A 13,356-nucleotide genomic window follows, 5' to 3' on the forward strand; every position below is an offset into this window, starting at 1 on the left:
TAGGCAAGGCCCTTACAGGGCGCTGCCTAACTCCACCATCTCAATTTCTACCGGTTCGTAACCGGCTGAAGCTGACGGTGTGAAAAAATAGTTTTTCATGGCTGTGAGATTGCTCGTATCCATAAACACACCAGAAAAATAACCCGATCCCACCGACATACCTATACTCAACACAGAAGGGAATTGGTTAGTCATGACTTCTGTGGAGACAATCTTTCCCACCACGTTGCCGGCTGCACCAATGGTCCCTTTTATACCCAGCTGACTCATCAAGCTGTAACTGCTAATATCGCCTACCACTTCGGTCAGCCCGCCGGATACGAACCCACCTATAGCGCCATATAAGGCACCGGTTTCCACCGCCGTTAACAAACCACTCCAGGAGCCCCAGGAGCCATCCTCATACAAGCTACCCGCCTCATACATCCCAGCGTTTAGTACAGCACCGGAAATAGCGCTCGTAACAGTATTGGTACCAATCCGGGTCGCCACCCCCAAAGCGGACCTTACGAAACTGCGACTCTGTTCAGGACCACCTTCTGCAGCATTTGCACCATCAACGCCGGCTTCCACATCATCAAATTCTCCCGCTGCCTGTCCTGCATCTGCCACCGCGTCGGAAGCAGCATCAGCTCCGGCATCGGCCACTTCAAGTATCCCCAATTCGGCATCCAACTCCCCGGCGGCTGCATCAGATGCCCCCCCGGTGGGAACGGTAAGCACCAGCCCAATAGCCGCTACCGCCACCATGGCTACAGCGCCCACTCCCATCGCAATATAACCCCATATACTATGGTGTCCGGAGGCATCCATCTGGTTTACCGGGTTGTTCAATTCAAAAGCAAAACGGTTCCAGGCGCCGGGCACTAACTTATTACGGGCGCCCAATCTGGAATCGGGTGCGATGAAGGTGCCGGAATTAGGGTCATAATAACGGGCCCCGAAATAATACAAGCCCGTTTGCTGATCCAGGTTCCGCCCTTCATACAAAGGCCCCGGCTTATCCGCTGTGGTAAGCTGTGAAGGAATACCAAATCCATCAAAAGCAAAGGCGCTTTGCAGGGTTCCGGTACTATCGAAAATATGGGTGACGTCTTTCTTCTGATCACGCCGGTAAAAAAGAGCTGTACTACCCGTGCTGGTCGATGACACAGTAGCCACCATCCCCACAACATCCATTATATTTTTGACATTCCTGCTATTGCCGGCACTATCAGTATATACCCGGAAGGCGGGGTTGACGTACACCGCCGTTGTTCCATCGGCAAAAGCTTCCCGGACGCGGTTGCCCGACTCATCGTACAGCATGGCGCGAACGATATTGCCCCCGGACATGATCATCACCAGGTTGCTGGAAGCATCATAAACAAATACATAGGTTGTACCATTTACCGTTCTCGTCACCACCCGGCCACTGGCATCCCGTGTTACACTATACTGCACATTGCCCGTGATGGTCGACGGACAATTAGAACCCTCATACGTGTAATTATTGTTGTCTTTGCCAGTCAGCCTGCCCGCGCTATCATAAGCATATGATCCATTGGGCATATTCGCAGATCCGCCAACGGTTTGTACCCTTTTACTGGCATAGCTATAGGCCTGGTTATTACCTGCCACCGATTCATCACTGGTCAGCAATTCGTTGAGCTGATCATAGGAATAACTAAAGTTCAACAACTGCTCATTTGAACTGCCTTCAAAGGTTTCCGTATAAGCCAGGCCCGCACTATTATACGTGTAGTTGGCCGTTAGCACATTGCTGTATTGCACCACACCGAAACGGCCATTGGCAAAATAATTGTCTACCGGATAATCAATGGTTACAGCCTCCAGTTGCTGGGAGGCCAGCATGCCAAACTGATAGGTACGTGTAAGGGTAGTGCCGTCATTGTAGCCCTGCTCTACCAGGCGCTTTACCGGATCGAATCCGGAAGTGGTGGTATAGGTTTGGCCATCAATAGTCATCGTTTGACTGGTAGTGTTTCCGTAGTCATCATACCCCATGGTTTTCTGCAGTTCTGTATTACCATTTGAAGTGATGGTAACAGTAGCCAGATGACCCATTCCATTGGTGGCGGTGTCGTAAGTAAAGGCAATCACCCTGCCATCGGAATAAGTTTGCTGAATGACCCTGCCAAGGGCATCATAGGCATAGGTAACGGTGGCCGAAGACGCATCTGTAATGGTTTGCACACAACCCGTGGCAGCGCTATACTGGTAAGTGAGGGCGCCCGATGCATAGTTCAACGGGTTTTGATCGGGATTGTTATAATTGATCTTGCGTCCCAGCGAATCATAGGTCACGGTGTTTTGAATATGCTGCGGATCAGTTACCGTTAGCATGCGGCCCAACGGATCGTAGACAAAAGTGGTGGTGGCGTTATTGTCGTTACTGATGACCGATTGTATTTGCTGGGGTCTGCCATTGAACAAATGACGGGTTAATACAGTGACGTATGCTTCCGGGGTGCCGGATGCCTCAGTGACAGTTGTTTGCTGCCAGGTGTCGTAACTCCAGGTATTGGTCACTATCACCTGGTCGTTGGCGCCGGATGGGGTTTGCCGGGTTATGGTACGTTCCAGTGCATCATATTGATAGGTGGTAAGCGCTGTGGCAACAGGCGCTGTAAGCGAAGTGCTGTAAAAAGGCAGGCTTTTGGTAAGCGGCTTATTATAGGCCCCATAGGTTGTAAGCAAAACAGAATAGCCATTATTGGCGGCAGCTTGTACCGCCACCTGGGCTGTTCTTCCCTTACCGTCAATGTATTTCCAGTGACCGGCCCATTCCCGCGTATTATCTGTTGGAAATGCTTGCAGTGTACTGCCCTGCATATAGATACCTCCCGCACCATCATTGAGGTAGGCGATGGTCTTAAGTGTGAGCACCTGAGCCGATAAAAAGGAGGCGCTGCCTGTAACGTAAGTCGTGCATGCATTGGGGTCGCTTTGATTGCAGCCGGCAGGTATGGGTCCCTGCTCCGTCACTTTACGCCCAAACCCATCCAGGCCAATAATGGTGATAAAACCACTGGCATCCTGCTTGGCTACTAATTTGCCAAACCTTGGATCATAACCTGCCAGCGTAGTCAACGGTGTATTTTGCTCATTGTCCGGCGAGGTCATGGTTTCCGCATAGGTGTTGTAAGCGGTTTCAAAAGTATACAGGGTAGGCTGGCTGCCAGGCTTTGTAACAACCGTTTTGTTGCCAAAAGTATCGTACGTAAATGAGGTGATCAGCATCACATTGTTCTGGTTGTCCCAGCCGCCCTGTGTAGCCAGGTTGTAGGTGTTGGACGTATAGGTGCGTGCCGATAAATTATAATCACCCGGTTGAAAGGTGGTGATATCGGTATCGGTGGCATTGCTGCTTTCTTTTTGGTACAACAGGTAGCCAAGCGCCCACCCGGGTGACAATACATCGTTCTGGTATTCGCTGTATTTATACACTATTTCTGCCGGTGTAATGGGCGATACAGTGGGAAAAGGGGCCGTACAATTTATGCCCGAAGGATCGATGTATTGTACATAACCCCACCAGGTCTTTTCAATTTGATTACCATATTCGTCGTAAGCAAAGCTTTTTGCTGTCAGCGAATCAAAATTGGCTGCCCCGGAATTATAATAGTATTCGAGCATACCTGTTGTCAGTACCTCATAGGCTACATTGGCAGGATCGGCCCCGTGCCTTTGAAAGGGTGTGGATTGATAAGTGCTCACCGTTAGTTTCAGGAGTTCATTACCATTTTGCGATTTGGAGAGTGATGCCAGGGAGCCTGTATACGGAAAGGTCTGGAGAAAGTTCTTGATAATACTGAGCCCGGTACCCGTATTGGTTTGCTGAACGGTCTGAAAGCCTTGCCAGCCTCTGCCCATCAGGTTGATACTGGCATGCTGGTACTGCATCTCAAAAGTCTGGGCATAGGCAAACCTGTTCAGCGTGGCGTTATTGGTAGAAGTATAGGCTGCTACCACATATTTGGCCATACCCATAACGTTTTGCACGGGAAATTGGACCGGCGACATAATACAAGGATATTGCCGGGCGGTGGTAACGGGATAAATTTGGGCCGTTTCAGTATATACATCGCTATCGGTTAGCGGCGCATAGGTGATGGTGGTGGTATTACCCAACTGATCGCAGATACTGTTGGCCAGATCAGGGTAAGGCCCTGCTGAAGGGAATGGCAGTACATTAATATTATTGTTATTATCTGTATAGGTATAAAACAGGTCAGCCTTTCCGTCGCCATTGGCATCACCGGCAAAGAAGTTGAGTTGGGCCATATTCTGACCGGTATTGATAGAGGCCCCTTGTGCAAATACGCCGGAGGGGTTGGCTGAAAAGACCGTGAAGTTCCAACAATTGTCATTATCGAGCCAGGAGGCTACAATATTGGTTTGCCCGCTGCCATTTAGCCCCAGGGGGTAAAGATCGGAAGCGCCGTATAATTCCGAATCGAAGGTACTCGACGTACCTGGTACAAACTGACCAGTGCAGGTGGAGAAGAAGGGCTGCAGGATGAAAGAGGAGTCATTTACGCTTTCGGTGAGCTGCAGGATGTCCAATATGCCATCGCCGTTTACATCTACCGGCAAAATGGATACGGTTCCATTGTCCGGAGTGTTTAAATTGGAAGTGACAGACGTCGTAAAAAAATTGAGTGAGCCGGGCAAATTGGTGGTGATGTAAGCAGTGACCTGGTATAAACCGGAGGAGTTTTGCCATAGCACTACCATGTCGGTAATGCCATCATTGTTCACGTCCATTGGCCAGAATACAGGGTTGGCATATTCCTGCTGGGTATTGTAACTGAAAGCGTTGGTAGAAAAGCTACCGTTGCTGCCGACAAAAGTGGACAACCAGATATTGAAATTAAGTATGCCGTTATAATCATAAGCCTGCACCAGGTCTACCCGGCCATCTCCGTTGGCATCGATGGCAAAGAATCCCAATGAACTACTGCCTTGCCAGGGGCTCGTAGTGATGGTGGTATAAGGATTGCTGTACGAAGTGCCGTTATTGATAAAAACGTCTATACAAATAAATTCATTATTATTCCCACCGGGATACACCACCACGATATCGGAAAGCCCGTCTCCGTTCACATCTGCCGTGAATATATTATAATTGGTGCCGATAGTGCCGGAATAATATCCTAATTGCTGACCATTTGAGTTTTGTGTGCTGTACGTAATTTGACCGTTTACCTGAGTTGCCAGATACGTCACTACACTCAGGTTCTGCTGGGACATATAAAACTGCAGGATATCCGTAATGCCATCCCCGTTTACATCTACCGGCGATGTTTGCACCACACCGTATGCGTTGAGCAGGAGGGAAGATGGCTGACTGGTATCGAATGTTGGCTGGGCAACATCCTGCCAGCCTATTTGGATGGGTGGCAATGTATTGCCATTCGCATCGGTGATGGTAATGTTCTCTACCAGGCTGAAGCCTGTAGCCGTTCCTTTTCCGTAGGTAAGGGTGTAGGTACGTATGGGCTCGCTGCCGATAGTGGTTTGTATGGTAGTGAGCAAATAACTGGTTTGTACCAGGTAACCACCGAAGTAAGTAGTAATAATATCGGGCCTGGCTGCATAACCAAAGTTGACAGTAAAATTGGCCTGGGTATTATTCGTTACCGTATAAATGATCTTGCTGAGGTAATACGCGCCGGTATTGCTGCCACCTTCCAGCGGGATATTGGTATATTGGTATTCTATGCGGTTGCCATTGAGGTCCTGGATGGAAGCGAGGGCCCATTCCCGTACATTATCGGTGCCCAGGGCCATGATGCAACTATCGGGGGTGGTGCCATAACTACAGATAACGCCATTCTTCTTATACACGGTAAATCCGTCTTGTGGGCTGGCTCCTGCCACCACCTGGTTCCATTGATGATTTTCGGTGTAATAGATGGTGCCTGGCTGGCCATAATCGCCGGTGATGTTGATAAGCCGTTGTCCGTCGAGGGCGAAACGGTCGTTCTCATTGTAGTTAATGCTTCCCCAAAAACTATCGATGGCAGGGATGGCATTGGTACGGGTGATGGAGGAGAGGCCACCGAGCGACCAGCCTATACCACACATACCGTTACCGGCGCCGTGGTTATAGGTCAACTGAAGATTGGGTTGCGCATTGGCTATGCCGGGAGGAATTTCTATAGGTAATTGATAATTGGCTGCGCCATTGGCATCAACACTAAATGATCCTTGTTTGATGCCAAATGCAGAAACATTGGTTACTGTGTCCATGGTATTGAATTATAAAATGCCCCATGCCGGCGGCATGGGGCAGCATTGATGAATGTGTTAGCGGAATTTCAAAGGTTAAGCTTGCGGAGGGGCGATGTCGTATGTCACAATGGAAGTAGGATAGCCCGAAACAGCGTAACAGATCTGTGAATTGGGCAATTGGAACACACTCACATCTTGTGCCGCCTTGCTATTATGGTCGGCCCAGATAAAATTGCTGGTCGTATTTAATGATACCTGTTGTACCAGGTCCTGCCTTACACACATGAGGCCAGGATATTGGGCCACCTGGGGCGGGCTGTTAAAATCCATCACCGCTACAGTGCCGATGGCGATGTAACCTTGCGGAGCTATCGGATTGTAGATACCCAGGTAACTGGGCGCACCGTTACCCGAGCATTTCCATATCTCGGCAAAACCTGTAGGAGGTGCAAAGCAGGGATTAGTGGGATCATCATTGTTCGCCATGTAAATATTGCAGGACCCTGCCGGCGGATTCGTAAAGTTGTTGGTAGCATAATACCCCAAATAAGCATAAGAGCTGGTAGTGGCGGTGGGAAGGATCTGCTGGATGGCAGGGATCCACCAGCTGGCCTTCTCCGTGGCATAGGACTCCATAGAATTGATCGACACATTTAAATACGTACTGATACTGTGAGCAGTTAAATAGGACTGCGCTGATGGCGTTACGCCCTTTGGACGCGTTGCCTGAGTGGTTTGCATAGTATATGTTTGAATTTAAAAAATGTACCATCGCGAGGGATCATTCATCCCGTCGGGAATGCAAACTTTCATAACCTTAACCAGCTACTACAATAGGTATCAAATGGAGTGATCAAATCTGCTATTTCTAGCATGGAGAAAAATAAAGTATTACGCAGGCAGGACAAATATAATATAAAAAATATCTAATTTGAATTATTTTCTTTGTCAACTTTCACTGATTTAATAATAACCTACTCTAAACCGTTGGGTTTGTGTGATTTTAACAGTTTATTCCGGTTCCTGTTTAACGTGATGAAACAGTGCTGTTCAGCAGGCAGGCCAATCCAGGTCAGCGCGGCTGGCAATAATTACCCCTAAAAAACAGGAGGGGCAACTACTGGAATCCAGGTATTTTTCAGGTGTCTGCTTAACGGTAATTTTGTAGATTCCAACTACCTACTAATTAACCGGACAGCATATGAAAACACGAACCATAGGCCTGGTAGCCATCCTGACCCTGCAAGCCTTCCTGGTACAGGCGCAAAGGACACCTAAAGTAATTAGCCCCAATACCCCCTTTGACAAAGCAGTCGCCGAAGCCATGATCGGCAAAGACGGCACCTGCACCATCAAGGGCTTTGTGTCTAAAAAAGGCAACTACCTGGTGAGACTGGTAGAGTTGTATCCCTGCACCGATTATTTCCTCGAATTTCTCGAACTCAAACAGAAGGACAAAAAAGGCAAAAAAGCGATCTACCTCTCAGATGAAGCCTATAGTTACCGGATATTGACCATGATCGGTGAAGACGGCAGCTTTGAGTTCAAAGGGCTCAATCCGGGCAAATATTACCTGCAAACCAGGGTTGTACAAACCAAGGTAGGCAATGGAGAAAAGCAGGTGGGCACCGAAACCACTACTACCTATAATGGCCATGGCGTACAGATAGGACAGGGTAGCAGGGCCATTATGGAAAAGACCCGCTTTCTGTACCAAACCGATGAAATGTTTACAAAAATTGTAGAGATCGCTGCCAATGGGCAGGTGATTAATTGTACCCTTTAAAAATTGCCGGACATGACTACTAAAATATTGGCAGGGTGTGCCTTATTCATGGCTTTTTCATTAGGCGCCTTGGCGCAGGTTGTCCGAATTCCGGATGCCAATTTCAAAAAAGCGATCATTGATCAAGGCGTTGACACCAATGGCGACGGACAGATACAGGTAGAGGAAGCTAAGAAGGTGACCATATTGTACGTCGTCAAAGCCGGTATTGTTTCACTGGAAGGCATTAAAAGTTTTGTGAACCTGGTGGATTTTGGCTTTCACGAAAACAAAGTGAAAACGGTAGACGTCTCTGGTTTGAAGAAGCTCAAGTTTATATATGGCTTCGACAATGAATTGGAATCAGTCATCACCAAGGGTTGCGACAGCCTGGTCAATATCAGTTGCCACAAAAACAAACTCCGGAGCATCGAAATCGCCCACCTGAAAAAACTGGTCATTTTAAGCCTTGGCTGGAATCAATTTACCCGGTTGGATGTGAGCAATATGACCGAATTGAAACAGGTAGAATTGCATGATAATCAGCTCCGGGAAGTCAAGTTCAACAACTGCCCTGAAATGATCGATTTCTGGGCCTCCAGAAATCAAATTGCACATCATCTGGACTTTACCGCCATGCCCAAGCTGCAATTTTTAAGAATTGAGGACAATCCGATTCCTTCATTGGATATCCGGGGCCTGGCCAATCTCACAACATGCAGGTGTTATAATTCCAATATCAAAACACTCAACTTAAGTGGCACGGTAAAACTAGAGGACCTGAGTTGGTATTAATAGTTTTCTCCAGCTTTGTTTTATGCTCCCCTAAACTCATAGTCCTGCCAAAGCACTTTTATGTCCTCATTCTTTGATTCGGCAACTGGTATGGCCATAGTTGGACCTTATAGGCTGCAATAATATTCCTACAGCCAATTTAAACTTATATACCTATATTTCGTGCCTTTAGATCACTTAATAAACTTTGATACCCGGATGAACAGATTGATTGCTTTTTGTTTGTTGGTTGCTGTGCTGCAGCCGGCCACGACCCAGGCTCAACAAGGTAAAGCCAAGGGGCCGCTCACTTTCACCAATCCGCTGGCGGTTGATTTTGGAGATCCCTATGTATTGCACGTAAAAGACGACAAATACTATATGTACGGCACCGGTGCCGGCGCCAAAAATGGCTTTGCTGCTTACTCTTCCGTCGACCTGGTAAACTGGAAAAATGAAGGACAGGTATATTTCCACGATAACAAGAATGGCTGGAGCGATCCTAAGGCTGCTTGGGAAGGCGCTTACTGGGCGCCTGAAGTGTATGCGGTCAATGGAAAGTATTATATGTTCTACAGTGCCCAATGGAAGGAAAATCCGACGAGAGAGCTGGAGAATTTCCGTATTGGGGTAGCGGTGGCCGATAAACCTACCGGGCCGTTTATTGACCTGGCCAACAAACCTGTTTTTGACCCCGGATATCCCATCATTGATGCCAATGTATTATTCGATGCAACTGGCAGGGTGTACCTCTATTATTCGCGCTGCTGTTATAAGCATCCGGTAGAAAGTGAAGTAGCCACCTGGGCAAGGGACAAAGGCTGGTACAAGGAAATTGAAGAAAGCTGGGTATATGGAGTTGAATTAAAGCCCGACTTCAGCGGCGTGATCGGAGAGCCGGTGCTGTTGTTGCGTCCGCCGGTAAGCATGACCGACAAACAATCCGCCTGGGAAAGCAGGTCTGTTACATCCAAAGAGGTGAACCGCCGCTGGACGGAGGGTTCGGTTGCCTTTAAAAAAGGGAACACCTACTACATGATGTATTCCGCCAACTATTTCGGTGGGAAAAATTATGCAGTAGGATATGCAACTTCAGCCAGTCCATTGGGCCCTTTTAAAAAGGCAGCCAATAACCCTGTATTGGATAAGAATGTTGAGCAGGGTGGGGTAGTAACAGGCACAGGACATAATAGTATTACCTACTCACCGGATGGCAAAGAAATGTTTTGTGTATACCATGGCCGTACGACAGCTACCGGCGATAAACGGGTAGTATTCATTGACCGCATGAAAGTGTTGAAAAATGACCGGCTGGTGGTAGACGGACCTACTACCACACCACAGCCAATACCTTCCGGTACGATGGAGCGTTAAAAAGAATATTTCTTCTATGGCAAAAGACCAATCTGTTTCATGATGGCAGTATTATCAATCAGATTCCAGGTATCAGCCATCAAACCTGTTTGCATCAGCCATCTTCACACACCGGAAAGAGTTTGATATAAGACAAGACAGTCCCATCAGGCCTAAGGGTAACTGATGATAGACTGGCTGGGCAATTTGCGTTGCAGGGATTAGTGGTGTTTGGGTATATTGCAATTAAAGATAGTCTACACAACTTGTAGCTTTATCAATGAACGATGATGCGCTGGTAAGCGGAATGAATTTGTTTACATAGGGATAACTTGAATAATATTATATTATACAAAGCAACAGCTATATTAATAAGCAACAACAATCGCTTACGGTCTATGAGAGTATTGATAAAAAAACTGTTTCGAAATATACCCAATTGAGTGGGTAGCGGTTAAATAAAATACTTTGTCTGTTAACTGTTGCCACTACTCATGACAGCGTTGTGTGTAGTGCGTTAACGTGAAATATTTTTGGGAATTTAACGTTCGATTGTGCATATACTTATGTATATTGCGTTTGTCTAAATGCAATTCTCCTCCACTAGCATTTCTGTACCGCTGAAAAAAATAAGGCTCGTTAGTTTAGATGCAATCGCTTATTAAGAAAGTACTTGTGACTTTCGATAGCGGAGCTTTATTTAGAGTATAGATCCTTTCTTGTACTTATTGGGCGGAACTGTTTTTTTCATGTAGCCATTTATTATCTATAGCCATTTCTCCTGGTTGTCAATCAGGTAAGAGCGGAATTTGTCCTACATAATCTGTGTCGGACTAATCCTTTGATTTGCCCCGTCTTACCTTTTTGCCTGTACAAGGAACTGGCTGCTTTTTGTCTATTGACACCGACACACGCGCTATAAACCTAATCAGTTCATGCAAACCTTATCTTTTTTATGGAAAATCAGCTCGTTCAAATTCAGGGAGACAAGCCCGAAGAGAAACCAGACAAATGGCATATCGTATACACTTATCCTAAGGCAGAACGCAAGGTCTATTCCAAACTGGTAAACCGGGGAGTCGTTTCTTTTATCCCGCTGCATAAGGTAATCAGACAATGGAGTGACAGAAAAAAACAACTGGAGGTTCCTTTATTTCCCAACTATATTTTTGTACAGGTACCACCGGCTGAACGATTTGAGCTGCTAAGAATAGACGGTATTGTTAAATACATCAGCTTTGACGGGAAGCCTGCTACAGTATCCAATACATTAATAGACACGCTGAAAAAAATGCTGTCGGGGAATATAGAGGTATCCAATGAGCAATTCATTGAAGGTACCCGCATCCGCATTTCCCATGGTCCCTTTACTGGCGCAGAAGGCCTGCTCATCAGAAAAAATGGATCAAGAAGGCTTGTCGTACAGATCGATGCGCTGCAAAGGTCTGTTTCGGTTGATATCTCAGCCAGCTCAGTTGTTCAGCTGATGGATCCCAATATTAATTACACCCGGAAGATCAATTAATCCTTACGTACATCTATTACACAAGCCTGGCCGGTGAATGTGGCCGGCTATTGAACAGGTTGGCCAGGTACCTGCCACCGGCTATGCACCAGCAAATGCAAGCCTACCGGTTTGAGCAGGACTCCTGTCGATATCTGCTGGGTAAAATGTTATTGCTGAAAGGCCTGGTGGCACAAGGATATCATTCCGATATTCTTTCAGAGATACAATACAACGAATTCAACAAACCCTGGCTGGATGAAACGGTTAGCTTCAATATCTCCCATTCGGGCGATCATATCATATGTGCCGTAAGTAAATCCTTGCGCGTGGGCATTGATATAGAAGAGGTAAAGCCCACGGAGCTAACTGACTTTACGGATTGTTTTTCTGCTGCCGAGTGGCAATGCATCCGGCAGGAAGATAACCTGCTTACCAACTTTTACCGGTTCTGGACGAGAAAGGAAGCCGTGCTGAAAGCAGATGGCCGTGGATTGGGCATTCCGTTAAAAGAATTAGAAGTAGTGAATGACCAGGTATTGGTTGGAACAGCGGTATGGCACCTGAAAGCATTGGATATCCTGGAGGGGTATGCTATCCATATGGCCTCCAGTGAGGAGGTTAAGGAAGACATATCACTGCGCGCTATTCAATTTTAAATGAGAGACCTTTCTATTGCACCATGTCATTTAATCTATTATGCCTGCCCTTTGCCGGGGGGAATAAGTTCTCGTACAGGAAGTATGAAGAAAAGGCGCCGGCCAACCTGCGGATCATACCGCTGGAATACCCGGGCAGGGGAAGCCGTGGCAGGGAACCGTTGTTACCGGAGCTCAACCTGCTGGTGGAAGACATTTACCACCAGGCCAGTCCATATATAGCGCAAGGTGGTTATGCTATTTACGGCCATAGCCTGGGAGCATTGGTGGCCATGCAGCTGGCGAGGAAGATCATCAGCCATCACCAGCCGCCACCACTGCACCTGTTTGTTTCAGGAGCTGCAGGGCCTTCTTCTTTGTGTTTTCGGCAAAAGCAACGGCATCGCCTGGAAAGGAATACTTTCATCGCAGAGATTACCAGGTTTGATGGAAGCCCGCAGGAGATCCTGCAGAACGAGGAATTCATTGACTATATAGAACCTGTGTTACGCGCTGATTTTAGGGCTGTTGAAACCTATCAGCATGAGGAAACAGCGCCGCTTATGCTTCCTGTAACTGTGATCAACGGCACTGAAGATACAGAGATAGAAAGGCTGGACATATCCTTGTGGCAAAAAGAGACCAATTATCCTGTTGAGTTTGTATCCATGCCGGGCAATCATTTCTTTATTTTTGATGCACCTGCACAGATCACACGCTTAATGGCAAATAAATTGCAGTTAACGGTAAAACAGGATAACCACAGCGCACAATAGTTCATCATTCAATAACGATTGTGTGTTGAAGTGAGCTAGATGTAATTGGGTATTTTTATTTGAAAGCCGTTAATTATTTTTACTGAAAGAAAATATTCTCTAAATTAGTTTTGTCAACATAGAACATCCGTCTACTACGACCCAACACCAATATCCCATCCTAAACCCGGCTTTTCCGTCTCTTACTTTTATCCAACATTATTTATTGGACAGTTTATTGTATAGCTCCTGAAAGACAATTGTGACTTTCGATAGCAGAGCTATAGGCAATGGCTTACAGACCGGTGCTGCTACCGTTCTTATGGA

At 46.9% G+C, this 13,356-nt stretch carries 8 protein-coding genes; 6 read left to right on the plus strand and 2 right to left on the minus strand.

The window, feature by feature from the left end; all coding sequences use genetic code 11:
- Positions 1-12: 12 nt before the first annotated feature.
- Both D3H65_RS06640 and D3H65_RS06645 read right to left on the minus strand, forming a co-directional pair.
- Complete coding sequence (locus tag D3H65_RS06640) at positions 13-6,258, minus strand: FG-GAP-like repeat-containing protein (RefSeq protein WP_119049507.1); 6,246 nt, start codon at positions 6,256-6,258, stop codon at positions 13-15.
- Between the two features lie 75 nt (positions 6,259-6,333).
- On the minus strand, positions 6,334-6,981 hold the full coding sequence (locus tag D3H65_RS06645) for a Vps62-related protein (RefSeq protein WP_119049508.1): 648 nt from the start codon (positions 6,979-6,981) through the stop codon (positions 6,334-6,336).
- Between the two features lie 460 nt (positions 6,982-7,441).
- Between D3H65_RS06645 and D3H65_RS06650 the strand changes: the two genes are divergently transcribed.
- The 6 genes from D3H65_RS06650 to D3H65_RS06675 all read left to right on the plus strand — a co-directional run bounded on the left by D3H65_RS06650 (position 7,442) and on the right by D3H65_RS06675 (position 13,050).
- Complete coding sequence (locus tag D3H65_RS06650) at positions 7,442-8,026, plus strand: hypothetical protein (protein WP_119049509.1); 585 nt, start codon at positions 7,442-7,444, stop codon at positions 8,024-8,026.
- 12 nt (positions 8,027-8,038) lie between these two features.
- Complete coding sequence (locus tag D3H65_RS06655) at positions 8,039-8,800, plus strand: leucine-rich repeat domain-containing protein (RefSeq protein WP_119049510.1); 762 nt, start codon at positions 8,039-8,041, stop codon at positions 8,798-8,800.
- A gap of 198 nt (positions 8,801-8,998) precedes the next feature.
- Positions 8,999-10,153, plus strand: a complete 1,155-nt coding sequence (locus tag D3H65_RS06660; protein ID WP_119049511.1) for a glycoside hydrolase family 43 protein — start codon at positions 8,999-9,001, stop codon at positions 10,151-10,153.
- A gap of 934 nt (positions 10,154-11,087) precedes the next feature.
- The gene (locus D3H65_RS06665) at positions 11,088-11,657 is read left to right on the plus strand and encodes a UpxY family transcription antiterminator (RefSeq protein ID WP_119049512.1); all 570 of its coding nucleotides are present in this window, start codon (positions 11,088-11,090) and stop codon (positions 11,655-11,657) included.
- 59 nt (positions 11,658-11,716) lie between these two features.
- On the plus strand, positions 11,717-12,295 hold the full coding sequence (locus D3H65_RS06670; protein ID WP_394341599.1) for a 4'-phosphopantetheinyl transferase family protein: 579 nt from the start codon (positions 11,717-11,719) through the stop codon (positions 12,293-12,295).
- Positions 12,296-12,318: 23 nt separating this feature from the next.
- Entirely contained in the window at positions 12,319-13,050 is a 732-nt protein-coding gene (locus D3H65_RS06675; RefSeq protein WP_119049514.1) for a thioesterase II family protein, read from the plus strand.
- Positions 13,051-13,356 lie beyond the last annotated feature (306 nt).

The organism is Paraflavitalea soli (assembly GCF_003555545.1).
GTDB classification, from domain to species: Bacteria; Bacteroidota; Bacteroidia; order Chitinophagales; family Chitinophagaceae; genus Paraflavitalea; species Paraflavitalea soli.